Source organism: Sphingomonas aurantiaca, assembly GCF_003050705.1.
Lineage (GTDB): Bacteria > Pseudomonadota > Alphaproteobacteria > Sphingomonadales > Sphingomonadaceae > Sphingomonas > Sphingomonas aurantiaca.
In genome coordinates, this window is the sequence record NZ_QAOG01000006.1 from 233,109 (window position 1) to 257,860 (window position 24,752).

General features: G+C 67.2%; 17 protein-coding genes. 4 read left to right on the forward strand and 13 right to left on the reverse strand.

What is annotated here, in order from left to right:
- Positions 1-114: 114 nt before the first annotated feature.
- Complete coding sequence (locus tag C8J26_RS16720; protein ID WP_107959336.1) at positions 115-1,089, reverse strand: FecR family protein; 975 nt, start codon at positions 1,087-1,089, stop codon at positions 115-117.
- The gene (locus C8J26_RS16725; RefSeq protein WP_107959337.1) at positions 1,086-1,625 is read right to left on the reverse strand and encodes an RNA polymerase sigma factor; all 540 of its coding nucleotides are present in this window, start codon (positions 1,623-1,625) and stop codon (positions 1,086-1,088) included. Before C8J26_RS16725 ends, C8J26_RS16720 begins: the two co-directional genes overlap by 4 nt.
- A 258-nt stretch (positions 1,626-1,883) precedes the next feature.
- On the opposite strand from C8J26_RS16725, the gene C8J26_RS16730 reads away from it, so the two are divergent.
- Entirely contained in the window at positions 1,884-4,880 is a 2,997-nt protein-coding gene (locus C8J26_RS16730; RefSeq protein ID WP_107959338.1) for a TonB-dependent receptor, read from the forward strand.
- A gap of 125 nt (positions 4,881-5,005) precedes the next feature.
- Here C8J26_RS16730 and C8J26_RS16735 read toward each other — a convergent pair whose 3' ends face one another.
- From C8J26_RS16735 to C8J26_RS16775, 9 genes are all read right to left on the reverse strand, one after another.
- On the reverse strand, positions 5,006-6,013 hold the full coding sequence (locus tag C8J26_RS16735; RefSeq protein WP_107959339.1) for a zinc-dependent alcohol dehydrogenase family protein: 1,008 nt from the start codon (positions 6,011-6,013) through the stop codon (positions 5,006-5,008).
- Positions 6,014-6,071: 58 nt separating this feature from the next.
- On the reverse strand, positions 6,072-7,973 hold the full coding sequence (locus C8J26_RS16740; protein ID WP_107959419.1) for a S9 family peptidase: 1,902 nt from the start codon (positions 7,971-7,973) through the stop codon (positions 6,072-6,074).
- Positions 7,973-10,096 (reverse strand): M3 family metallopeptidase, encoded by a 2,124-nt coding sequence (locus C8J26_RS16745; RefSeq protein WP_107959340.1) that lies wholly within the window; start codon positions 10,094-10,096, stop codon positions 7,973-7,975. Before C8J26_RS16745 ends, C8J26_RS16740 begins: the two co-directional genes overlap by 1 nt.
- 100 nt (positions 10,097-10,196) lie before the next feature.
- Positions 10,197-11,279 carry a metallophosphoesterase gene (locus tag C8J26_RS16750; RefSeq protein WP_244185363.1) on the reverse strand — a complete coding sequence of 361 codons (1,083 nt, stop codon included), beginning with the start codon at positions 11,277-11,279 and terminating at the stop codon, positions 10,197-10,199.
- 142 nt (positions 11,280-11,421) lie between these two features.
- Complete coding sequence (locus C8J26_RS16755) at positions 11,422-12,315, reverse strand: glycoside hydrolase family 130 protein (protein WP_107959421.1); 894 nt, start codon at positions 12,313-12,315, stop codon at positions 11,422-11,424.
- Between the two features lie 4 nt (positions 12,316-12,319).
- Entirely contained in the window at positions 12,320-13,087 is a 768-nt protein-coding gene (locus tag C8J26_RS16760; protein WP_107959341.1) for an SDR family NAD(P)-dependent oxidoreductase, read from the reverse strand.
- Between the two features lie 236 nt (positions 13,088-13,323).
- Positions 13,324-14,556, reverse strand: a complete 1,233-nt coding sequence (locus C8J26_RS16765; RefSeq protein WP_244185364.1) for an ROK family transcriptional regulator — start codon at positions 14,554-14,556, stop codon at positions 13,324-13,326.
- Between the two features lie 263 nt (positions 14,557-14,819).
- On the reverse strand, positions 14,820-16,646 hold the full coding sequence (locus C8J26_RS16770) for a DUF885 domain-containing protein (RefSeq protein WP_107959343.1): 1,827 nt from the start codon (positions 16,644-16,646) through the stop codon (positions 14,820-14,822).
- 76 nt (positions 16,647-16,722) lie between these two features.
- Positions 16,723-17,529 carry a class I SAM-dependent methyltransferase gene (locus C8J26_RS16775; RefSeq protein ID WP_056415199.1) on the reverse strand — a complete coding sequence of 269 codons (807 nt, stop codon included), beginning with the start codon at positions 17,527-17,529 and terminating at the stop codon, positions 16,723-16,725.
- Between the two features lie 166 nt (positions 17,530-17,695).
- Here C8J26_RS16775 and C8J26_RS16780 point away from each other — a divergent pair, with 166 nt between their 5' ends.
- Positions 17,696-17,956 (forward strand): DksA/TraR family C4-type zinc finger protein, encoded by a 261-nt coding sequence (locus tag C8J26_RS16780; protein ID WP_107959422.1) that lies wholly within the window; start codon positions 17,696-17,698, stop codon positions 17,954-17,956.
- Between the two features lie 55 nt (positions 17,957-18,011).
- Positions 18,012-18,872, forward strand: coding sequence for an exonuclease domain-containing protein (locus C8J26_RS16785; protein ID WP_107959344.1), 861 nt, complete (start codon positions 18,012-18,014; stop codon positions 18,870-18,872).
- On the opposite strand, the gene C8J26_RS16790 is transcribed toward C8J26_RS16785, so the two are convergent.
- Both C8J26_RS16790 and putA read right to left on the reverse strand, forming a co-directional pair.
- Positions 18,869-20,482 carry a M28 family peptidase gene (locus tag C8J26_RS16790; protein ID WP_107959345.1) on the reverse strand — a complete coding sequence of 538 codons (1,614 nt, stop codon included), beginning with the start codon at positions 20,480-20,482 and terminating at the stop codon, positions 18,869-18,871. The genes C8J26_RS16785 and C8J26_RS16790 overlap by 4 nt on opposite strands.
- Before the next feature lie 63 nt (positions 20,483-20,545).
- Positions 20,546-24,157, reverse strand: coding sequence for a trifunctional transcriptional regulator/proline dehydrogenase/L-glutamate gamma-semialdehyde dehydrogenase (gene putA / locus C8J26_RS16795; protein WP_107959346.1), 3,612 nt, complete (start codon positions 24,155-24,157; stop codon positions 20,546-20,548).
- A 116-nt stretch (positions 24,158-24,273) separates the two neighbouring features.
- Here putA and C8J26_RS16800 point away from each other — a divergent pair, with 116 nt between their 5' ends.
- Entirely contained in the window at positions 24,274-24,747 is a 474-nt protein-coding gene (locus tag C8J26_RS16800; protein ID WP_107959347.1) for an Lrp/AsnC family transcriptional regulator, read from the forward strand.
- Positions 24,748-24,752 lie beyond the last annotated feature (5 nt).

Consider the following 24,752-nt stretch of genomic DNA (forward strand, 5'->3'; position numbering starts at 1 on the left):
GGCATCGCGCGGACCACGCGCCGGACCGGACCCGGCATCGCGTCGCGACGGACTATGACGGGAAGACGCAGCCGCCGGGCAAAACCCGACACCGATAAACCGACCGCGTCGCCGCTATCGATCGTCCGCCTCGCCCGCGGGACGGATCGCGATCGTCTTCGGACCGTAGGCGATATCGACGTGATAGGCCGCCTGCACGGCCTGCAGCGCGCGTTCGGTATCGGATACATGAAAGCGTCCGCTGATCGGCAGCGCCTGCAACGCGCGATCGTGCAACAGGATCGGCCGCGCCGAATAGCGCTGGACCTTGTCGATCAGCACGCCCAGCGGAACGTCGGACGCCTCGAACCACCCCGATTTCCAGTCGGGCACGCCGCCTGCGATCCGCCGCTGCGCGATGACATGGCCGTCGACGACGCGCGCGCCATACCCCGTGTTCAAGACGAGCTCGGTCTCGCCGGCGACACCGACCTCGACGGCACCGCGATACACGACGACAGCGGTCCGCGTCGGGCTCTGGCGATCGACGTTGAACGCGGTGCCCAGCACCCGCACCGAGGTGGTGCCGCTGGCCACGCGGAATATCCGGACGCGCTCATGCCGGACGTCGAAGAACGCCTCGCCGCGCACCAGTTCGGCGCTGCGTTTCCACGGCAATATCTGGACGCGAAGCTCGGTATCCCCGCTCATGTCGACGCGCGATCCGTCGCCCAGCACGACCGACCGGCCTCTGCCCGCATTGGTGCGATAGGTGCTCGTCAACAGCGCCGGCACGATCAGCATGACCGCGACCAGCATCGCGCACGCCGCGGCGGCGAACCGCGGCGCGGCACGGCGCAGGCGACCGGAGCGATCGGTGATTACAGAGGGCGCAGTGGCGACGCCCGGCGCGAGGCGGGACTGACCGAGTGCCTCGACCAGCGCCTCCGACTGCCAGAGCGCCTGAAGCTCGGCAATGACCTCGCGGTGCCGCGGCGCCGCCGCCATCCAGGCGTCGAAGGCCGGCCCCACCGCGGCGTCGACCACCGGCCGGTTGAGCCGGTCGATCCAAGCCGCGGCCTCCTCGACGATCTGCGCGTCGCGCGTCATCGCACCGCCTCGCGCGCGGCCGTATCGCCCGGCATCGCCTTGTGCAGGTCGGCGAGGCCGCGGGTGATGTGCTTTTCAACGGCCTTCGCGCTCAACCCCAGCTCCTTCGCTATCGCCGCACAGCTTTGCCCGTGCAGTCGGCGGCGAACCAGTACGTCCCGACGCAGCGGCGGCATCGCCGCCAGCGCCTCCTTCAGGATCGCAACTGCCTGCCGCCCCGCCAGCACCCGATGCGGCGACGGCGCAAGGCTGGCAGTCTCCTCCCCGCTCTCGGCGACATAGCGGCTGTCGCGACGATGATGGTCGATCAGCAGGTTTGCGGCGATCCGGAACCCCAGCGCATAGACGCTGAGCAGTTTCTGCACGCGGCCCTGATGCACCAGCCGCGACAGCGTCTCCTGCACGACGTCCTCGACCACGTCCGCGCGGCTCGTGCGTGCCCGGACGTAGCGGCGCAGCGTCGCGGCGATCGCGCGCCAATCCTCGGCAGGGGCATCACCCGCGCGGTTCTCGATCTGGTGCAGCACCGCTGGCATCGGACATCCGGATTGTTGATCCAGGCGCCCTAGACAGAATTTGTGACAATCTCGGACAGAATACCGCGAGATGAGGGAGATATTATCGGGCCATGCCGACAAGTTCCGCCTTGTGCGTATCAAATAACATCCGTCAACTACTCCCGGTCTGGCAAATCTAGATCGATGAAAACATTATGTCTTATATGTGAAACCAAATAGTTTGTCGGGTTCTCGGCGGCGCGCCCGTCTTGCTCTCGAACCATATTGGGGGAAGACATGTTGCGTAAAATTCGTCTGCATCTTTTGCTAAGCTCGGTCTCGCTCGCCGGGTTCGCCGGCACGCCCGCCCCCGCGCAGGCAGCGCCGTCCGCCTCGCGGACCTTCGCGTTCGATCTGCCGGCACAAGCGCTCGGCGATGCGCTGCTCGCCTTCTCGCGGCTGACGCGGCTGCAGCTGGCATCGTCGCCGGCGGTTTTGAACGGCGCGCGCAGCCCACGCTTGCAGGGGCGGATGACCGCCGCGGACGCGCTCGCGCGGCTTACCGCGGATAGCGACCTGGATGGCAGGATCGTCGACGGCACGGTGACGATCGCGCGCCACAAGCGCTTCGCCACGGCGGCAGCCGCTGCCGTGGCAGGCGATGGCGCAAGTGTTCAGGTGTCGGAATCGGCGGTCGAGCCACAGGTCGTCGGAGGCGGCGACATCGTCGTGACGGGCTATCGCGAGAGCGTCGCCAAGGCGCAGCAGATCAAGAAGAACGCGACCGGATCGCAGGACGTGATCCTGGCGCAGGACATCGCCGCGTTTCCCGATCAGAACCTCGCGGAAGCGCTCCAGCGCATTCCCGGCGTCGCAATCACGCGCGACAGCGGCGAAGGGCGGCAGATCTCGCTACGCGGCCTCGGCGCGGATTTCACGCGCACGCAGCTCAACGGCATGGAGGTGCTCACCAACACGTCGTCGGGGCTGGACAGCCGGTCGTCGGTGAGCCGCTCACGCGCGTTCGACTATAGCATCTTCGCCTCCGAACTCTTCAACAAGGTCGTCGTCGAGAAGTCCTACGCGGCCGAGCAGGACGAGGGCGGGATCGGCGGGACGGTCGGGCTCCACACCGCCAAGCCGTTCGATTTCAACCGGCTCACCGTGGTCGCATCCGCCAAGGGGCAGATGAACCAATATACCAAGACGGTCACGCCGCGGCTTGTCGGGCTGATCTCCGAACGCTGGGGCGATTTCGGGGTCCTCGCGTCGGTCGCGTACAGCACCGCAGACACGGTCGAATTCGGCTATCGCAACTGGAACTGGTCGCAGATCAATTTCGGTGCCGCCAATGTCGGCCCGGCCATCTCGGCGGCGGACCGCGCGTTGCTGGTCAATGCGACCGGGGCCAGCCGGATCTGGAACAGCCGCGCGCAGACCTATGCGACCTTCTTCAACAAGCGCGAGCGGCTCGGGCTCACTACTGCGCTGCAATATCATCCCGACGATCGCACCGACCTGACGCTGGACGTGCTGTACGGCAAGCTCAACAACGATCGCACATCCGGCGTGATCGGGGCGGCGGGCACCAACGGCATCGCCGCCAACAACGTCACCGGTACGCAGCTGCTGACCGGCGTGAGCTTCGACGACTTCAACGATATCGTCGGCGCGTCGTTCGACCATGTCGACATGCGCACTGAATCCAAGGTCACGCATGACCAGACGACCTTCTGGCAGGCGGCGCTGAACGGCCACACCGATCTCAGCAGCAACCTGACGGTCAATTTTCTCGGCGGCTGGTCGCGATCGACGTTCGATTCCCGCTATGCCGAGGTCTATCTCGAGGCGGTCGGCAAGAGCTATGCCTTTACGGGCCTGAACACCGGGTCCCCGCGGACCAGCTACGGGTTCGACACGACCGACGCGTCGCAATGGGATCTCCAGGGTCTGGAAACGCGCGCGGACCGGATCAAGAGCGAGTTCTACAACACCAAGGCGGAGCTTGCCTGGACCATCGGCTCAGGCTCGACGATCAAGGCCGGGGCCGGGTTCAAGCGCTTCACCAACAGCGGCTGGCAACGCAAGGTCGCGCCCAGCTATGAGGGCAAGCCGGGCATCCCCGACGTGCCGACGACGACGCTGTCTAACAGCACGCTTGCGCCGTACACGATCGGCGACGTCGCAGGGACCTATGCGCTGCTCGGCCAGCCCATGACGTTGACCGCGGGCAACACCGTTGCTGGCACCGCCTACGACCTGCTCGAGAACACCTATGGCGCCTATCTGCAATATGACCTTGCGACTGAACTCGGCACGATCGGGCTGCGCGCCAATTTCGGCGTGCGCTATTACCATACCGACCTCGGGTCATCGGGCACCGCGCTGGTCGGCAGCGCGCTAGTGCCGGTCAACGTGACCAACAACTATCACGGCTTTCTTCCGGCCGCGAACCTAGCGTTCGACCTCAGCCGGTCGGTCGTGTTTCGCCTCAGCGGCAACCGCAACCTGAGCCGCCCCGCCCTCAGCGACATGCGCGCCGCCGGGACGCTCAACCTCGCCTCGTTCGGGGGCACCATCGCCGCCGGCAACCCCAATCTCGCGCCGTTCAAGGCCGATTCCGTCGAAGCCTCTCTGGAATATTATGACGGCAAGCGCGGTTCGCTCGCGATCGGTGCGTTCTACAAGCACATGGATTCGTACATCACGTCGGAGACCCGGCTGGTCGCGTACGATACGACGGGCTATCCGGCGTCGCTGCTGCCCGTCGGCGTCGACCCTTCGGTGCTGGTGAACTACACGCGTCCCATCAACGGCCCCGGCGCGTCGATCAAGGGCATCGAACTCGCCGCAAAACGCGACTTTGACTTTCTCCCCGCCCCCTTCGACAAGCTGGGCGTCCTCGGCAACGTCACCATCGCCGAGGGATCGACCGACGTCTTCTATGCGGGAGTCCCGGTGCGCCTGCCCTTGCCGACGCTGTCGAAATTTTCGTCCAATGCGACGCTCTACTACGATACCGATCGCTGGGGCGTGCGCGGCTCGGTCGCGACACGCTCGCGCTATCGCTGGGGCGATGGCGGCAACGGCAATATCGGCGAGTACATCAAGGGCACGACGAACCTCGATGCGTCCGCCTATGTCAATCTGACGCACCAGGTCAAACTGTCGCTCGACGTGATCAACATCACCGACGAGCCGATCGTCCAATATGCCGACGGCACCGCCAAGCGCGTGATGACCAACACGGTGAGCGGACGGACGGTCGCGTTTGGCGGGACCATGCGGTTCTAGCCGAAGCGCACCGGTTCGACGATCGTCGACGCCTGAAACGCCAAACTGCATAACGGCGGCTATCTACGGAGGTATGGGGTGGCGCAGCCGTCGCGCCACCCCAGTCCCTCACCCGCCGGAAGGCGTTACCATTCAATCCCGATCTTCCCGAAATGCTCGCCGCTCATCTCGAACGCGAACGCGTCTGCAAGGCGATCGAGCGGGAAGCGGCGGTCGATCACCGGGCGGATCCCGGTCGCATCGAGCGCGCGGACGAACGCCTGCTGGTCGCGGCGGCTGGCTACGATCAGGCCCTGCAGCCGGGCCTGCTTGGCCATCAACGCCGCGGTCGGCACCTGGCCGCCGCGCCCGGTCAGCACGCCGATCAGCGAGATATGCCCGCCGATCCGCACCGCGTCGATCGACTGGCCAAGCGTGCCGGGGCCGCCGACCTCGACCACGTGATCGACCCCGCGGCCGCCGGTCCAGTCGGCGATCCTGCGGCCCCAGTCCGGATGCGTGCGGTAGTTCAGCGTGAAGTCCGCGCCGAGCGCCTTGGCGCGGTTGAGCTTCGCGTCCGACGACGAGGTGATCGCGACGATCGCTCCCATCGCCTTGGAGATCTGCAACGCCCAGATCGATACGCCTCCCGTTCCCAGCAACAATACCGTGTCGCCCGCCTTCAGCCCGCCATCGGCGACCAATGCGCGCCATGCGGTCAGCCCTGCGGTCGTGATCGTCGCCGCCTCGACGGAATCGTAGAGCTTGGGGGCGTGCGTGAACGCGGTCGCGGGCAGTACGACATGGGCTTGCGCGAACCCGTCGATCCCGTCGCCCGGCGTGCGACTGAAGTCACCGATGACCGGCGGTCCGTCCTGCCAATCGGGGAAGAAGCACGACACGACGTGATCGCCCGCCGCGAACTCGGTCACGCCCTCGCCGACCGCCTCGACGATCCCGGCGCCATCGGACAGCGGCACGCGACCATCAGCGCTCGGCATCTTGCCCGTCACGACACCAAGGTCGTGGAAATTCAGCGAACTGCCGTGCAGCGCAACGCGGATCGTGCCGGGCGTGGGATCGCCCGGATCGGCGCGCTCTTCGATGCGCAGGGTATCGAGTCCAGCGGGGGACCGCAGCGTCATGACCTTCATCGCAAACTCCTTGTCTGCGGGTCCTAACGCGCGGTCCCCTCGAACTCTCCCCGTGCGCTTACCGCGGCGTCAGATAGCGATCGAACCAGGCGACCGATCGCTTGCGGACATCCGCCGCATTGGCCGGCGCCCGGATGGCATGGCCCTCATCGGGATAGATGACGAGGCTGGTCGGGACGCCCAGTTCCTTCAATGCGTGCCAATATTCGATCGACTGTGTTGGCGGCACCTCGATGTCGCGTTCGCCGACATAGATGAACGTCGGCGTCTTGGCGCGCTTGATGACGCTGATCGCGGAGACCGCGCGATAGGCCTCGGGGTCGTCATAGGCGGATTTGCCGAAGAACGGGATCATCCACTGGTCGATGCCGTTGGTGCCGTAATAGCTGATCCAGTTCGACAGCCCGGCACCGGCCACGATCGCCTTGAACCGGTTGGTCTGCGTGTTCGCCCACATCGCCATGAAGCCGCCATAGCTGCCCCCGGTCAGCCCGAGCCGCGCATCGTCGACGGGCGCGATCTTCTCGACGGCATCGATCCCCGCAAGGATATCGCGCAGATCGCCACCGCCGAAATCGCGACGGTTGGCGGCGGTAAACGCCTCGCCCTGCCCAAAACTGCCGCGCGGGTTGGGCATGAACACGTAATAGCCAGCCTCTAGCAGCGCCGCCGGCCCCGACCCGATGGTGATATAGCTCGGCGTGTTCGCCGACGACGGACCGCCATGGACGATCGTCACCATCGCCGCCTTGCGCGCGGGGTCGGCGGTCTTGGGCGCCAGCAGCCAGCCCTGCACGTCGAGCCCGTCATTCTTCCACGTTACACTGCGCGCCGTGGCGACGGCTGCAAGCGCATCATTATCATGCGTGATCTGGCGCGGCGCGCCGATCGGGCCTGCGAAGATCGCCGGGCCGTGCGTGAAATCCTGCACCGCGGCCGCCATGATGCTGCCGTCCGCGCTATACGCCACGCGGCCATCGCCCGCAGCAAAGCTCGCCGGGCGGCTCCAGCTGACCGTCGTCTTGCCGGCCGGATCGAGCGTCGCGATCTCGGCCGCGTCCGCATGGAGGCGAACCGCGCGCAGCCCGCCCTGCGTCCAGTCGAGAGAGGTGACCGTCGCCTTGGCGCCTGCGGTTTGGTTGACCGGCACGCCCCCGGCGACCGGCACCGTCCAGACGTCGCCGCCGATCGCGCCGAAATCGCTCATCAGCCCGCCGATATACGCGACCGTCCGCCCATCGGGCGACACGCGCGGCATGTTCAGCTGAGTCTTCGGCTTGGCGATCGTGCGAACCGCCCCGGTCTGCGCGTCGACCGCGTCGAGCGTCGCCACCCACCAGTTGTTGTCGCCATTGCCGAGCGCACTCGTCACCACGAAACCGCGACCGTCGGGGGTCCAGTCATATTCGTAGATATAGCGGTCGGCGGGCGACACCGGCTTCACCGTGCCCGCGGCGATGTCGACGATCGCCAAGCGCTGTTCGTCGCTGGTCTCGCCGATCTCGCCGACCTGCCGGACGCCCGCCTGCGTCGCCCCTGCTTCCTTCGCGGCGCCGAACGTGGCGAGCAGCGCCAGCCGCTTGCCATCGGGCGAGAACCGCGGCGTCGACGCGATGCCGTCGATCGCCGCGACCTGCCGTGCGCCGCGCATATCCGCCAGCATCACCAGCGCGCGCGGCTCGCCCGGTTTGCGCGCGACGAACGCGATCCGACCATCGGTCGCAAAGGTCGGCGCGCCATAGCTGCAGGTCGGGCACGGATCGATCGTCTGTGCGATCCCACCATCCGCCACGCGCCGCACGACGATCGCCGCATGCGTCGGCGACGCGGATTCGATGCTGGCGAGGCGGTCGCCCTTGGGTGCGATCGCCACCGCGCCATATTGATGCACCGGCGCCTGCTGCGCGACCGCTGCGGTCGAAGCGGTGATGAGCAGCGCCGCCATGAGCACGGGCCGCATCACTTGGCAGCCGCCTTCAGGCCCCGGTCTTCCAGCATCGGCCCAATATCGGGATCCTTGCCATAGAACGCCTTGAACATCGGGGCGTAGTCCTGCGTGTGTCCCTTCGACAGGATCATGTCGCGGAATCGCTGGCCGTTCGCGCGCGTGAGGCCGCCATGCGCCATGAACCACGCATAGGCGTCGTTATCGAGCATCTGCGTCCACAGATACGCGTAATAGCCCGCGGCATAACCGCCCGCCCAGATGTGCGCGAAATAGCTGGTACGATAGCGCGGCGGCACGTCCTTCGTGTCGAGCCCCATCGTGTTGAGCGCCTTGGTCTCGAACGCATCGACGTCCTGCGGCCCGGCGGACGCGGGCAGCGAATGCCAGTCCTGGTCGAGCGTGGCAGCGGCCACCAGTTCGCCGAGCTCATAGCCCTGGTTGAACTTGGCCGCGTTCTTGATCTTCGTGACCAGCGCCTGCGGCATCACCGCGCCGCTGCGGTAATCCTTCGCGTAGTTCGCGAACACCTTGGGATCGAGCGCCCAATGCTCGTTGAACTGCGACGGGAATTCGACCCAGTCGCGCGCGGTGTTGGTGCCGGACACCAGCGGGTAGGTCTGGTTCGCGAACAGCCCGTGCAGCGCATGCCCGAATTCGTGGAACATCGTCGTCACGTCGTCGAACGTGATCAGCGCGGGCTGGCCCGGCGCAGGCTTGGTGAAGTTGCCGACGTTGTAGACGACCGGCTTGGTTTTCAGCAGCTTCGACTGGCCGACGAAGTTCGACATCCACGCGCCACCCGACTTGTTGTCGCGCTTCCAGTAATCGAAATACATCAGCCCGAGTTCGGACCCGTCCTTGTCGTAGACGGTGAAGACGCGGATGTCCGGCTGATAGGTCGGAATGTCGCGGCGTTCCTTGAAGGTGACGCCGTAGAGCTGGTTGGCGGCAAAGAACACGCCGTCCTGCAACACGCGGCCGATCTCGAAATACGGCTTCAGCTCGTTCTGGTCGAGGTCGTACTTTGCCTTGCGCACCTTGTCCGAATAGAAGTCCCAGTCCGACGGCGCGAGCGGGAACGCGGTGCCGGTCGCGTTGATCGTCTTCTGCAGTTCGGCCGCCTCGCGGCGCTGCTCGGCGGCAGTCGCGGGCACGAGCTGCGTCATGAACCCCTTTGCTGCCGCCGGCGTCTTCGCCATCTGGTCGTACAGCGAATAGGCGGCATAGTTCGGATAGCCGAGCAGCTGCGCCTTCTGCGCGCGCAACTGCGCGATCGTCCGGATCAGCGCGCGCGTATCGTTCGCGTCGCCGCGCTGCGACCGGTTCCAGCTCTTCTCGAACAGCGCGGCGCGAGTCGCACGATCGCTCAGCGAGGCGAGCGCCGGCTGCTGCGTCGTGTTCTGGAGCGACAGGACATATTTGCCGGGCATCCCGCGCTCCTTCGCGCCCTCCGCGGCGGCGGCGATCTCGGCATCGCTCAGGCCGGCGAGCTTGGCCTTGTCGTCAACCACCAGCGCGCCTGCCTTGGTGCCCGCGAGCAGCTTCTGCTGGAAGTCGGTCGTCGCGGTCGAGATCTGCGTGTTGAGCAACCGCAGCTTGGCCTTGTCGGCGTCGTTCAGCTGCGCGCCGGCATGGAGGAAGTCGCTGTGATAGATCTCCAGCACCTGACGCTGCTCGGCATCGAGACCGAGCTTATCCTTCTTGGCGTACAGCGCCTGCACACGCGCGAAGAGCTCGGGATCGAGATAGATCGCATCGCTATGCTGCGCGAGCTTGGGCGCCTCCGCGGACCGCACTGCATCGAGTGCATCGTTGGTGTTCGCCTGCGACACGCCGAAGAACGCCTGGCTCGCGCGGTCGAGCGTCCGGCCGGAGCGTTCCATCGCCTCGATCGTGTTCGCAAAGGTCGGTGCCGCGGGATTGTTGGCGATCGCCTTCATCTCGGCGATCTGCTCGGCCATCCCCTGTTCGAGCGCGGGCTGGTAATCGGCGTCGGTGATCTGGTCGAACCGCGGCGCCTGGAACGGCAGCGTGCTGGGCACGGTCAGCGGATTGACGCGCGCCGCCTGGACCGTGGCGGCACCGGCAAGGCAGCACAGAAGCGCGGCGGAACGAAGCAGGGTGGAACGCAGCATCGATGGTTCTCTATGGCAGGAGTGATGACGCTCTTCTTGCATGGACCGCCGACCCGCCACAACGTCTGATTGCCGCCTCCGCCCGGCATCGCCGACCAGGCTAGGCGCGCTTCGACCGCAGCGTGATCCGCGTCATTTCCGCCCATCGACCGAGCCGCAGCGCGAAGCCTGGCCACAGCCCGGTGCCGTTGCTCACATACAACGTCATCCCGTCGACATCGTAGCGTCCCGAGACGAAGCCGCCATTGGCGAGCGCAAAGATCCGGTCGAATCCCAGGATCATGCCCCCATGCGTATGGCCCGACAGCTGCAACGCGACCCCGCGCGCCGCCGACTGCCGCGCCGCCTTGGGCTGGTGGTCGAGCAACAGGATCGGCACCCCGGCTGGCACACCGGCGAGCGCCGCGGAAAGATCCGGCCCCGCCTGTCCAACCGCGGGCGCGGAGAGATCGGTCACACCCGCGAGAACCAGCCGAGCATCGCCGCGCTGGAGCAGCGTATGCGCGTTGGGCAGCATGCGGATTCCCAGCCCCTGAACATGCCGCATCCACGCCGCATAATCGAAGAAATACTCATGGTTGCCGGGGATCGCATAGACGCCGTCCGGCGCGCGCAGGTCGTGCAGCGGGGCGACGTCAGCCTGCCGCATCGCCACCGACCCGTCGATAAAGTCCCCGGTCACCACGATCACGTCCGCGCCCGACGCATTGGCGCGCGTCACCACCGCACGCGCCCAGTTCGCAGGAAACAGCCGGCTGATATGCAGGTCGGTCAGCTGCAGCACGCGGTATCCGTCGAACTGCGGCGGCAGGTCGCGGATCGTGATCTCGACGTCCTTGACCGCCGGCACGCGGATCGCGTTGGCGATGCCGATCGCCGCCAGCACCGCCGCAAGCCCCGCGGTCGCATAGCGCACCGCGTCGGGCACGACGGCACCGCGTCGCACCAGCATCGTCGCCAGCGTTCCGAGATCGAGCAGCATCTGCAGGATGGCGAGCAACAGGATCGCGCCGAACGCCCAGTTGAACGCGATCACGACGGCGCGGGGAAATTCGGGCGCGAACACCGACCCCGACGACAGCCGGCTCCACGAATGATATTGCGACGCCAGCAGCAGCAGCACCGCGACGATCAGCTTGACCGGCACCGTCAACGACAGCGGCCAGAGCCAGCGCCCGATCACGTACAGGCACGGCAGCGAAAAGATCAGCTGGAAGATCGTCTCTATCCTTTGGCGATGCCCCCGGGAACGATGGCGGCCAGCCCCGATACCGCCGCGCCTGCCCGCGTGGCGCAATTTATTTCGGCCGCACCGAATTCGACGCTCAGCGCGAATAGACGCCGATCAGCGCACGCCGCAGCATCCGGTCCTCGAGCGAATAATATAGCGCGATCCTGTCGCCTTCGATCACGGTCGATGCGGCGAACGCGATATCGGTCGCCTCGCGGCTCACCGCGGGCGGCGGCACCAGCATCGGCTCGATCCCGCGGCCGGTCACCCGCGTGAAATCGGCATCGAAGCTGATCCAGCCGATCCGCCAGCGCGCGTCGTGCGTCGCGCCATTGTAGAACATCACCGGATCCTGCCCCGCGATCCGGATGATCGGCCCGGTCGACAGGTGCCAATTGTCCCAGCTGCCCTCGCGGATCCCGAACGGATCGGGCGTCACCGTCCACGGTCCCTTGGCGGTTGGTCCGCGCGCCATGCCGATCCGCGACGCCTCGTGCGCGGCATATTCGTAGAACAGCCGCCAATCCCCCGCCGCGGTCTGCGCGAGCGTCGCCTCCTTGATGTTGCCCTCGCCGGGTGGCGCCTTCAGGACCAGGTCCTGCTTGACCAGCGCGCTCAGTTCGCGCCCAGCCGCCAGGATCATCGATCCTTGCGCCCGCGCCGCGTCGACCCCGGTGTAATAGACCAGATACTCGTGGTCGGTCACCAGCACGGTCGGATCCTCGCACCCGCCGAGATCGGCAGGCCCCGGCCCCGGCACGACCGCCAGCCCCGCATCCATCCGGAAGTGCAGCCCGTCCGTGCTCGCTCCGCCTGCGATGATCCCGGTCGGATCATGCGGCCCGAGCGGGTGCGGCACGCCGCGGATCATCACGCGGTACAGCGCGCCTTCCTTCCAGACGAACGGGCTCATCAGGTCCATCCCGTCGATCGGCGACGCCGCCGAGAGCGTGACGGTATCGAGCTGCTCGACGACATAGCTGAGCATCGGTTCAGGCCCCTTGCGCAACGGTCAGCGACAGCGCGCCGTCGATCGTCACGGTCGTCCCCGTGATATAATCGGCCGCCGGCGACAGCAGGAACAGGACGAGCGCGGCTACCTCGTCGGGCCGCCCCGCGCGCTTCCACGGGATCGCCGCCTCCTTCGCCGCGAGCTCGGCCGGATGATCGAGCGCGGACTGGTTCATCGGCGTCAGGATCATCCCCGGCGCGACGCCGTTGACCGCGATCCCCTTCGGCGCGAGCTCAAGCGCGAGCGTCGCGGTCAGCTGCGACAATCCACCCTTGGCCGAATCATAATCCACCCCGCCGGGCCGCGGCGCGCGTTCGTGGATCGACGAGATATTGACGATCCGCCCGCGAGCATCCTTGGCCTCGAGCGCGCGCACCAGTCGCCGGCAGGTCAGGAAGGGGCCGTAGAGATCGGACCGGATCACGCGATCGAACTGCGCGAGCGGCATGTCGACCAGCTTGACCCCGGTCATGTTCAGCCCCGCCGAATTGACCAGCAGGCTGACCGTCCCAAACGCCTTCTCGGCCGCCGAGAACAGCCGCTCGACCGCGTCCTCGTCGCCAACATTGGTCTGCACCGCCAGCGCGCGATCCGGGCCGCCGATCGCCGCACACACCGCGTTCGCCGCCGCGACGTCCTCGAAATAGGTGATGACCACCCGCGCACCGGCCTCACCCAGCGCCTTGGCGCAGGCAGCACCGATCCCCGATTCTCCCCCCGTGACGATCGCGACCTGATCCTCGAACATGACTACTCCTGACGCCGGTTTCTGCCCCCGTCGCAAGCGCGCATCGCGGGCGCGGTGCAAATGAATTCCGTGTCAGGTCAACGACAAGACCGTCGCGACCAATTCGTTATCCACCGAGGCGCGGTCGTCCGACACTCCTTGCTCGGGACGGATGTCGGGGTGTCAAAGATCTTGCGATCGGGTGAGTTTTGGACCCACGAACGGTTGTGCGCACGGCGCCCCGATTGCACCCGAACTCAGGACTTGATCAGGATCGCGTCGGACGGCAGCATGCGGTCGAGGAACGGCAGGATCGCCGCGCCGACCGCGGGGGCATCGCGTGACAACGTCGCGCGGCGGATCGGTGCGGAGGCGGGGATGGTCGCCGCCGCCGCGGTCATCTTGCGATGCGTCTCGTCGGCCAGCCGGTCCAGCACCTCGTCGGGAAGCCGTCCGCCAAGCAGGATCGCCGCCGGGTTCAGCAGGCAGTTAACCGCGGTCACCGCGGGCACCAGCGCGCTCGAGGCCTCGTTCAGCCACCCCGAGAGCGACGACGCGCACGCCGCGGGAAACGGCTCGGTCGGATCCAGTCCGGCGACCGGCATCCCCGCCGCCTCCAGCCGCTGGGTCAGCGCAGACAGCGACACCACGTCTTGCAACACGCGCCCGGGATCGCCCGCAAGCGGCAGGAACCCGATCTCGCCACTGCGCCCGGTCGCGCCGCGATAATAGGTGCCGTCGGTCACGATCCCGCCGCCCAGCCCTGCGCTGACCAGGATGTAGAAGAAGCTCGCATGATCGAGGCCGCCGCCGAACTGCGCCTCGCCGATCGCCGCCGCCGCCGCGTCATTGTCGATATGGATCGACCACGGAACCACATCGGCCAACAGCGCCTGCAGGTCGACGTCCCCCCAGCGGTCATAGCCCGCCGGCCGGTGCGGCAGTACGACACGGCCCAGATCGTCGGGCAGCGCCACCCCGACGCCCAGCACCCGGTCGGTACGGATCACATTGGTCTTGTAGATCTCGGCGATTCCCGCGCGCACGGTCTCGACGACATCCTCGGGCATCGCGAACGCGATCTGGCGCGTAAAGCGCGATCGCACCGTCCCCGCGAGATCGAGCGAGACGAGCGTGACATGATCGCGATCGATGTTCAGCCCGATCGCAAAACAGCCATCGGGGTTGATCCGCAGCCGCACCGCAGGCTGGCCCCGCGCGCCCGTCCGGCGCCCCGCGTCTACGATCAGCTCGGAATCGAACAATCGCGCGGTGATATTGGCGATCGTCGGCGATGTCAGATTGGTCATCGTCGCGATCTCGCTGCGCGTGATGTCCGGATTGCGGCGGATCACCTGCAGCACGACGCGCTGGTTATAGTCGCCCGCGCGTTCCAGATTGGTCCCGGACAAGCTTGGTCCCAGTCGCACCGCGCGTTCGTCCGCGGTCACGCCGCCTTGGATCGCGGGATCGAAATCGGAAAAGTTCAAGCGGCCGTCCAATCCGGGACGCGGTCCGGGGTCGAGATGCAGGTATGGCCAGCACCGCCACCGGCCCGCCCATGGCTGATGACGCGCATACCCGTCTTACGGAGCACCGCCACCGCTAAACCATGCTGTTTCAATCGTCCCCCTTCCCCGCCGTGATCGCGAAAGATCATCTTTTGGTATTGTCGAAGGTCTCGTACCTGCACGGGCAAGTCAACACCGACATTGATCCAAATCGCGATCGCCTTGCGTCATCGGTACGGCGCTCACTCGGCCTTGCCCCCACCCGCGATCCAGCGGTCGATCTTCTTTTCGAGCACCGGCATCGGCAGCGCACCGGTATCGAGCACCTGCGCATGGAACCCGCGCGGATCGAACTTCGCGCCCAGCGCCGCCTTCGCCTTTGCCTTGGTCCGCGCGATCGTCAGTTGGCCGATCTTGTACGCCAGCGCCTGTCCCGGGATCGCGATATAGCGCTCGACCTCGGCGGTCGCATCGGTCCGCGCCATCGGCGAGTTGGCGAGCATGTACGCGATCGCCTGGTCGCGCGTCCAACCCTTCGCATGGATGCCGCTGTCGACCACCAGCCGCATCGCGCGCAGCATCTCGTCGTTCAGCCCGCCCATCCGCTGATACGGATCGGTCTCGACGCCGAGCTCCTTCCACAGGCTCTCCGAATACAGCGCCCAGCCTTCGACATAGGCGGTATTGCCGCCGAACCGCATGAACGCGGGCAGCGCGGTGTTTTCCTGCGCGAGGCTGATCTGGAAATGATGCCCCGGCACGCCCTCATGCAGGAACAACGTCTCCATCTCCCAGGTGTAGCGCGACGGCAGATCATAGGTGTTGTAGTAGAACACACCGGGTCGCGTCCCGTCGGGCGTACCGCCCTGGTACGAACCACCCGCCTCGGTCTTCTCCTTGAACGCGGGCACCGCGCGGATCTCGAGCTTGGTCTTGGGCACCAGCGAGAACTGCTCGGGGATGCGCGTGTAGATCCGCGCCTCGATCGCCTGATACCCCTCGCGCAGTTTCTCCGCGGAGACGGGGGCGAACTTCGGATCGGTCCGCAGATAGGTGAAGAACGCAGGCAGGTCGCCCTTGAAGCCGACCGCGTCCTTTTGCACGCGCATGTCCTTCAACAGCCGCGCGACCTCGGACAGGCCCAGCGTGTGCACCGCGTCGGCGGTCAGCGGCAGCGTCGTGTTCTGCTCGATCAGATAGGCATAGAGCTTGGCGCCGCCCGGCATCGCCGACACGCCAACGCTCTCGCGAGCCTTGGCGCGATATTCGTTGGCCAGGAAATCGCGCACCCGCTGTTCGGCGGGCAGAATCACGTCGCGGATCTGCGTGGCATAGGCCGTGCGCAACCGTGCCTGATCCGCCGCGGAAATGCTCGCGGGGAACGTCTTGAGCGGCCCGGCGAAGGTCGAACCCTCGGCGCCTTCCTTGATGAGGTTGTCGAACTGGCCGATCATGTTGTCGACCACCAGCCGCGGCTGGACGATCCCGTCCTTCATGCCCTCGCGGAACAGCCCGATCGCGCGGTCGAGCACGGCGGCATATTCTGCGTTGCGCTTCAGGTTGTTCTCATAGTCGAGCAGCGTCTTGAACGGCGCGGCGCCCTGCCCCGACGCGAAGTCGGGATAGAAGGTCTGGAAGCCCGAGAAATGATCCATCGGCAGGTCGCGCTGGATCTTGAGCAGGTCGGGCGCATAGCCGCGCAGCGTGATCCGCGTATTCGTCTCGAACACGTCGTACGCGATCTGGTCGACCGCGGTCAGTTTCGCGCGGTCGATCCGTCCGAGCGCGGCGAGATCGGCCTCCGCCGCGGCGCGTTCGGCCGCGGTAAATGCATCGGTCAGGTACGCGCCGAGATGATCGGCGTAGCGCAGGTCGCCGCGGAAGATCGCCGATACCGGGTTCCGCTTCAGGCTGGCCTCGTCGCTCGCATAGAACAACGCCTTGAGCTTGGTATCCTCGACGCTGTCGCCGGCCTGCGCGGTGGGTGGCGGCAACGCCTGACCGACCGCGGCGGTGGAACCGGTAGTTGCTAGACACGCAGCAAGCAGCAGTTTGATCGACACCGGCATATTCCCCACCGTAAGAATGTTACGGCAAGGACTAGGCCGGGCGTTCGACCGCCGCAAGCAACGCCTGAGCAGATCCCTATCGCGGCTTGACGAACTTTAGCGTCATCCGGTCGCTCTCGCCGATCGCGGCATATTTCGCGCGGTCGACGTCCTTCAGCGCATAGTTCGGCGGCAGCGTCCAGACGCCGTTCGGCCAATCCGCGCTGTCCTTCGGATTGGCGTTGATCTCCGACGCGCCCGCCGGCTTGAACCCCGCCGCGGTCGCAAAGCCGATGACCGAGCTCGTCTTCATATAACCGCTCTTCTCCTCCGCCGCGATGTCGCGCGCCTCGGGCAGCCGGTGCTCGACCACGCCCAGCGTGCCGCCCGGCTTGAGCATCTTGAACATCGCCGCGAACATGGCGCGCGCGCGATCCGCGCCGCCGAACCGCCAATTATGGACGTTGCGGAACGTCAGCACGACATCGGCGCTGCCGTCGGGCACGCCCGGCTGCCCGGCTTCTGCCGGAAACGCCGCCAGCCGAACCTTGCCGTATGCCGCCGGGGTCTTCGCCTGCATCGCGCGCACGCCGTTCAGCCCCTTCTCCCACGGCCCCGCCGCGTAATAGACTCCACCGCGCGCGGTCATCGGCGCGAGGATCTCGGTATACCAGCCGCCCGACGGCCAGATCTCGACCACCGTGTCGGTCGGCTTCACCCCGAAGAACGCCAACGTCTGGGCCGGATGGCGATACCGGTCGCGCGCGACATTGGCGGGCGTACGAGTCGGTGCAGCCACCGCGGCGGCGATCGGCGCAGGCACACGCTGCGCGCTGGCGGCTGTCATCCCCCCCAGGACTAGAACGGGGGCGGCACAGAGCAGGATGCGGGCGTAGCGGTTCATCGTCGACCTCTCGGGATTGCAGCCCGCAGGATGGCCCCGCCGGGCGCGTTCGACAAGCCCGCAATGCCCCCGAAATGCCGTCCAATGCGACGTCCACGCACCGCGACTGGAAACGACAGCAACATTGCCCATATCATCGATGCACGCGAAACAAAGGATGCGAATGATGGCGGGCGGTTGGACACGCGACGGCGCGGTGCAGGACCAGATCGACGACACGGTGATGGACGCCGTGCTGTCCGCTCGCGCGCGGATGCCGACCGGCGACAGCGAGCCCTATTGCGCGCAGTGCGGCGACGACATTCCAGAGGGACGCCGGCTCGCGGTCCCCGGCGTGCGGACCTGCGTCGCCTGCCAGAGCGGCCGCGACCGCCCCGCCTCCGCGCTGTTCAACCGCCGCGGCAGCAAGGACAGCCAGCTTCGGTAAGCGATCGGATGCGCGTCGCTTTACTTGGCGTCCCCGGCCCGTCAGGGATCGGCGAATGATCGACCAAATGACCAACCGCGATACCGAGGCCACGACACCCGATTTCGTCGTGATCGACGTCGAGACCGCGTGTTCGCGCGTCAGCAGCATCTGCCAGGTCGGCATCGTCGGTTTCAAGGACGGGCGCGAGATCTTCGACTATGAGACGCTGCTCGATCCGCGCGACGAGTTCAACGTCTTCAACACGCGGATTCACGGCATCGCCGCGCACCATGTCGTCGGCAAACCGAGCTTCAGCGACATTCACGCCGTCGTCCACGGCCATTTGTCAGGCCGCACCACCGTCGCGCATTCCTATTTCGACAAGGGCGCGCTGGCGGCCGCATGTCGCATCCACGACCGCGCGATGATCGAGACGACGTGGCTCGACAGCGTCCGCGTTGCCAAGCGCGCTTGGCCCGATCTCGAAAGCCACCGGCTCGGCGTCCTCGCGCGCTATCTCGGGATCGAGCACCGCCACCACGATGCGCTCAGCGACGCGCGCGCGGCGGGCTGGGTGATCGTCAAGGCAATCGACCATACCGGGCTGTCGCTCGCCGACTGGCTCGCCCCGCCGCGCGTCGCCGGCCCCGCCCCGCGCGCCGCTGCCGACGGACCACTGCGCGGCGAACGCGTCGCGATCCTCGGCGAACCGCGCGACGGCAAGCTGGCGCATCTCGCCGCGAGCCTCGGCGCGCGCGTGATGACCGGGGTCGGCAGCTCGACGACGATGCTGGTCGTCGCCGGCCGTGAACCCTTTGGCCGCGCCACCCGCGCCAGCGCCGCGTTCCTCAAGGCGGAGGAACTCCGCCGTGAAGGCACGCCGCTGCGAATCCTCCCCAGCGATGCGTTACGGACGATCGCGGCGCGCGCTTAGCGGCGTGCCGCGTCGGTCTTCGCGCGCTCGATCGCAAACGGCTCGCCCGCGTTCCAGCCGGGCCAACCCGCGCCCTGCGCCACCTCGCGCCCCAGCGCATAGGCAACGCTGCCCTCCTGCGCCGCGCCGGTCATGTCCCAGCGCGCATCGAATTCGTCGCAAGTCTGGTGATAGCAGCGCGCATTGAACGCATCGCGTTTCGCCTCGCCCGCCGCCGCGCCGCCCGCGACCAGATCGCGGCCCGCACGGAAATACACGCCGGGAACGCCCTTCTGCGCCAGCGCATAGTGATCCGAGCGGTAATACCACCCCGCCTCGGTATTCTCCTCGGGCACGATCCGCAGCCCCTGCGCGCCCGCGACGCGCGCCAGATCGGCCTCGAGCGGAGTCCGGCCGACACCGATCAGCTCCAGATCGCGCGTCCGCCCCAGCACGACATGCGGATCCAGATTGAACTGCGCTGCGGTCGTCGCGAGCGGCAGGACGGGATGATCCGCATACCAGCTCGCCCCCAGGAGACCCTTCTCCTCCGCGGTCCACAGCGCGAACACGACCGAGCGCCGCGGCCGCGGCCCCTTTGCAAACGCACGCGCGATCTCGAGCAGCGTCGCGGTCCCCGTCCCATTGTCAATCGCACCATTGCGGATCCGGTCCGCCGGCGGATCGAACGCGTTCTCGCCATAAGCGTCCCAGTGCGCGCCATACAGGATGCTGCCTGCAGCCAGATCGGTACCCGGCAGGATACCGACGATATTATGGCTCTCGACATGGTCGAGCCGGGTATCGACGCGCGCATCGAACGTCGCGCCCTTCAGCTCGACCGCCTTGAAATCCGCGCGTTGCGCCGCGAGTTTCGCCGCCTTGTAGTCGAGCCCACCCTGCCGGAGCAGGCGTATGCCGATGTCGTTGCGCACATTGCCGCGCACGCCGAACGCCGCCGGGATCGTGCCCGTGTCCAGCGCATAGCCCGGCACCGCGTCGCCATTGGCGATCTGCAACCAAGGATAGCTCGCGGGAAAAGTCTCGTGGATCGTCAGGAAGCCCGCCGCGCCACGCTTCTGCGCCTCGGCCAGCTTGGTCCGCGCCGCCGGGCTCGACACGCGACCGCCAAAGCCGAGATCGCGTCCCGCCTCGACATCGGGATCGCCCGCCAGCGCCACGACGATCTTGCCGCGCACGTCGACGCCGCGATACGGGTCATAGCCAAGCGACGGCTCGACCACGCCATAGCCGACGAACACGATCGGCACGCGGTCGAGCGCGGTGGCGCCCACGATCCGCGACGACGCCGCGATCTCGACGCCCGGCCGCAGCGGCACCGACGTCGCACCGAGCCGGAGCGTGAACTGCGCCGCATTGCGCGTCCAGCGCAGCAGCGGAACGCGCTGGCGATACCCCCCGTCGGTCAGCGGCTGCAGCTTGAGGTCGGCGAACCGCCGGCTGAGGAAATCGAGCGTGATCGGTTCGCCGATCTGCGTCGGGCCGCGTCCGTGGAAATCGTCGGCGCTCAGCGTCCGGACATCCGCCTTGATGCGGTCGGGCGACAGCAAGGGCGCGGCGGGTTCGGTCGCCGCGGTCAGCAGCATGAGCAAGGGCAGGATACGATTCATGCCGGCAGGGTGAACGGAAAACCCTGCCGGAACAACCCGTTGTTTCGACCTAACTCCGATCGATCACGCCATCGCCATCAGGCTGGCATTGCCGCCCGCAGCGGTCGTGTTGATCGAGGTCGATACTTCCTCGACCAGCCAGTCGAGCCGGTACCCGGCAGCCCCCGCCTGCGTCAGCACGATCGGCCCCGGCAGCGCGGCGATCGCCTGGTTCAGCGCAGCGACGCGCACGGCATCGCCCTCGATCAGCGCGCCGGCATAGAGCCCAGCGGCCGCCCAATCCTCGACCCAGCGCACGCGTTCCGCGACCGCCTCGGGCAGGTCGATCGTCAACGCCGCCGCCGCGCCGACGACGATGGCATTGCCGGTCGACAGCGCCGCCGCCAGCTGCGTGATCAGGCCGTCGCGCGTTTGCGGCAGCAGCAGCACCGTGCCGCGCGGATGAATCGCATAGACGTTGGTCTCGCCGACCGGACCCGCCAGCTCGGTCACACCGCCCAGCGGCGATGCCGCAGCACAATTCCAAACGGTCTGCGCCGCCACGGTCTCGCCGTGTGCGTCGAGCCAGGACGCAAATGCCAGCGCCGCGGGATCACTCGAACCGGGCACCGCGATATCGACGCCGGTGACCAGCCGGCCGAGATACAGCGGTCCGCCCGCCTTCGGCCCCGTCCCCGACAGCCCTCGTCCACCGAACGGCTGGACGCCGACGACCGCGCCGATGACGTTGCGGTTGATGTACAGATTGCCCGCCTGGACGCGCCCGGTGACGAACGCGATCGTCTCGTCCAGCCGCGTGTGCAGCCCGAACGTCAGGCCATAGCCGGTCGCGTTGATCCGATCGATCAGCGTCCCCAGCTCGGGGCGGCGGAAGCGGACGACGTGCAGCACCGGCCCGAACACTTCGCGCTCCAGATCCGCGAAATCGTCGAGTTCGATGATCGTCGGCGAGACGAACGTCCCGTGCGTCGTGTCCCCCGCCGGCGCGATCTGCTCGACCGGGCGGCCGAGTCCACGCATCCGCTCGATATGCCGCTCGATCGTCGTCTTCGCCTCGGCGGAGATCACCGGGCCGATATCGGTCGCCAGCGTATCGGTACGCCCGATCCGCAATTCCTGCAGCGCGCCCTTCAGCATCGCCAGCGTCCGATCCGCGACGTCCTCCTGCAGGCACAGGATACGCAGCGCCGAACACCGCTGGCCCGCGCTGTCGAACGCGGAGGCGACCACGTCGGCGACGACCTGCTCGGCCAGCGCGGAGGAATCGACGATCATCGCGTTCTGGCCGCCCGTCTCCGCGACCAGCGGGATCGGCGCACCGGCGGGCGACACCCGCCTGGCCAGTTCCGCCTGGATCAACCGGGCGACCTCGGTCGATCCGGTGAACATCACGCCCATCGTCGCAGGCCCCGCGACCAGCGCCGCGCCGATCGCGCCGTCACCCGGCACCAGGTGGAGCACGTCTTCGGGAACGCCTGCCTCGTGCAGGATCGCGATCCCTTGCGCGGCGATCAGCGGCGTTTCCTCGGCGGGCTTCGCCAGCACCGCATTGCCCACCACCAGCGCCGCGGCGACCTGCCCGGCGAAGATCGCGAGCGGGAAATTCCACGGGCTGATGCACGTCACCACGCCCAAAGGGGCCTGCCCCGCCGGCATCGCCCGCGCCTGCTGCGCATAATAGCGCAGGAAGTCGATCGCCTCGCGCACCTCGGCGACCGCGTTGGCGAGCGACTTGCCCGCCTCGCGCATGATCAGCGGCAGCAACACCGGCATCCGCGCCTGCATCAGGTCCGCCGCGCGATCGAGACACGCCGCGCGCTCCGTCACCGATACCGCGGCCCATCGCGGCGCGGCCTCGGTCGCCGTCTGCGCCAGCGACAGCGCGGCCTCGACCGACAGCTCGTACACCGTACCCACCTGGTCGCGGTGGTCCGCCGGATTGCACACGGCGCGCGCAGTCCCGTCACCGGTCCCCGCCCGCACCGGCTCCAGCACCCCGCGGAACGTCTCGCTAACCGCCGCCAGCACGCCCTCGTCACTGGCATCCAGCCCGTCGGAGTTGCGCCGCGTGCCGTACAAGTCGCGTGGCAGCGGGATCGCCGGATGCGGCGCCCCCGGTACCGGCATCGCGCGCACCGTCGCGACCGGGTCGGCGACCAGCTCGGCGACCTGCACTGCGGGGTCCGCGATCCGGTTGACGAACGACGAATTCGCGCCGTTCTCCAGCAACCGGCGAACGAGATAGGCGAGCAGGGTCTCATGCGTCCCGACCGGCGCATAGATCCGGCACGGACGATTCAGCCGGTTGCCGCCGACCACTTCCTCGTACAGCGGCTCGCCCATGCCGTAGAGGCACTGGAACTCATAATCGCCGATCACGAAATCGGGCCCGGCGACGGTGTGGATGGTCGCCAACGTCTGCGCATTGTGCGTCGCGAACTGCGGGAACACCGCATCGCTCGCCGCCAGCAGCATTCGCGCGCAGGCGATATAGGCGACGTCGGTATGGACCTTGCGCGTATAGACGGGGAAGTCGCTCAGCCCGTCGACCTGCGCGCGCTTGATCTCCGCATCCCAATAGGCGCCCTTGACCAGCCGGACCATGATCCGGCGGTCCGCGCGGCGCGCCAGATCGATGATCCAGTCGAGCACGAACGGGCAGCGCTTGCCATAGGCCTGCACCACGAACCCCAGCCCATTCCAGCCGCTCAGATCGGGGTCCATCGCTAGCGTCTCGAGCAGATCGAGCGACAGTTCGAGGCGATCCGCCTCCTCCGCATCGATGTTGAGGCCAATGTCATAGCTTTTGGCCAGCAGCGCGAGCGTCTTCACGTCGGGCAACAGCTCGGCCATCACCCGGTCGGCCTGCGAGCGGGCATAGCGTGGATGCAGCGCCGACAGCTTGATCGAGATTCCAGGCCCGCCATAGATCCCGCGTCCCGCCGATGCCTTGCCGATCGCATGGATCGCGGTGACATAGTCGGCATGATAGCGACGCGCGTCCTCCGCGGTCGTCGCCGCCTCGCCCAGCATGTCGTAGCTATACTGGAAGCCCTGCTTTTCCGGGGTCACCGCGTGCTTGAGCGCTTCGGTGATCGTCTGGCCGGCGACGAACTGCTCGCCCATCATCCGCATCGCCATCGCCACGCCGCCGCGGATCACGGGCTCGCCCGCGCGCGCGACCAGCCGGGTCAGCGCCGCACCCAGTCCGGTGTCGTCGACGCTGCCCGTCAGCTTGCCCGTCAGCGCGAGGCCCCAGGTGGCGGCATTGACGAACAACGACCGTCCCTCGGCCAGATGCGACGTCCAGTCGCCACCCGCGATCTTGTCACGGATCAACGCATCCCTGGTCGCCGCATCCGGAATCCGCAGCATTGCCTCGGCCAGGCACATCAGCGCGACGCCCTCCTGGCTCGACAGCGCATATTCCTGAACGATTCCCTCGATCCCGCCGCTCTTGCGCTTGGCGCGCAGCGCCGTGATCAGCGCGGTCGCGGTCCGCGTGACATCGGCCGCGGTCGAGTCGTCGAGCGTCGCCTGGTCGAGCAGCGGCGCCAGGCATTCGGTCTCGGGGCGGCGATAGGCTGCGGTGATCGCCCGGCGCAGTGGGCTCTGTTCGCGGACCGGAGGGGCAAAATCGGCAAACAACGGGGTAGGCGAAGATGGATGCGGCATGGCGGGCCTCGTCAGAAATCTGGCCACTTCCGTAGCATGGACGCGCCCGTCGATCCGACTTATCAATACGCCTTCAGAAGACGAACCGGCCAATTAATAGCGATAGAAAAGGTCAGATGCCCGATAACCCCAAGCCAGCTAGCCCGATCGACCAGTTCGACCGCCGGATCATCGACCTGTTGCGCGACGACGGCAGGATGTCGGTGGCCGAGCTCGCGCGGCGCGTCGGCTTGTCGAAGACGCCGTGCCAGGTCCGACTGAAACGTCTGCTCGACGATGGCTATATTCGGGGTTTCCGCGCAGTGCTCGACCCAGTGATGCTCGGGCTCGACCACATCGCGTTCACCGAGGTGAAGCTGTCCGACACGCGCGAGGCCGCGCTCGACGCGTTCCGCCGCGCGGTGCTGGCGATCCGCGAGGTCGAGGAATGCCACATGATCGCTAGCAGCTTCGATTATCTGCTCAAGGTGCGTACGCCCGATATCCGCCGCTACCGCGAAGTGCTGGGCGAGCGGATATCGAGCCTGCCGCACGTCGCGAGCACCTCCACCTTCGTTGCGATGGAGACGATCCGCGACGCGGCGATGTAGCAGCG

Coding starts and splice junctions, on each gene's coding strand:
- C8J26_RS16720 (WP_107959336.1), bottom strand. CDS start 1,089: ATGACGCGCGACGCGCAGATCGTCGAGGAGGCCGCGGCTTGGATCGAC.
- C8J26_RS16725 (WP_107959337.1), bottom strand. CDS start 1,625: ATGCCAGCGGTGCTGCACCAGATCGAGAACCGCGCGGGTGATGCCCCT.
- C8J26_RS16730 (WP_107959338.1), top strand. CDS start 1,884: ATGTTGCGTAAAATTCGTCTGCATCTTTTGCTAAGCTCGGTCTCGCTC.
- C8J26_RS16735 (WP_107959339.1), bottom strand. CDS start 6,013: ATGAAGGTCATGACGCTGCGGTCCCCCGCTGGACTCGATACCCTGCGC.
- C8J26_RS16740 (WP_107959419.1), bottom strand. CDS start 7,973: ATGCGGCCCGTGCTCATGGCGGCGCTGCTCATCACCGCTTCGACCGCA.
- C8J26_RS16745 (WP_107959340.1), bottom strand. CDS start 10,096: ATGCTGCGTTCCACCCTGCTTCGTTCCGCCGCGCTTCTGTGCTGCCTT.
- C8J26_RS16755 (WP_107959421.1), bottom strand. CDS start 12,315: ATGCTCAGCTATGTCGTCGAGCAGCTCGATACCGTCACGCTCTCGGCG.
- C8J26_RS16760 (WP_107959341.1), bottom strand. CDS start 13,087: ATGTTCGAGGATCAGGTCGCGATCGTCACGGGGGGAGAATCGGGGATC.
- C8J26_RS16770 (WP_107959343.1), bottom strand. CDS start 16,646: ATGCCGGTGTCGATCAAACTGCTGCTTGCTGCGTGTCTAGCAACTACC.
- C8J26_RS16775 (WP_056415199.1), bottom strand. CDS start 17,529: ATGAACCGCTACGCCCGCATCCTGCTCTGTGCCGCCCCCGTTCTAGTC.
- C8J26_RS16780 (WP_107959422.1), top strand. CDS start 17,696: ATGGCGGGCGGTTGGACACGCGACGGCGCGGTGCAGGACCAGATCGAC.
- C8J26_RS16785 (WP_107959344.1), top strand. CDS start 18,012: ATGATCGACCAAATGACCAACCGCGATACCGAGGCCACGACACCCGAT.
- C8J26_RS16790 (WP_107959345.1), bottom strand. CDS start 20,482: ATGAATCGTATCCTGCCCTTGCTCATGCTGCTGACCGCGGCGACCGAA.
- putA (WP_107959346.1), bottom strand. CDS start 24,157: ATGCCGCATCCATCTTCGCCTACCCCGTTGTTTGCCGATTTTGCCCCT.
- C8J26_RS16800 (WP_107959347.1), top strand. CDS start 24,274: ATGCCCGATAACCCCAAGCCAGCTAGCCCGATCGACCAGTTCGACCGC.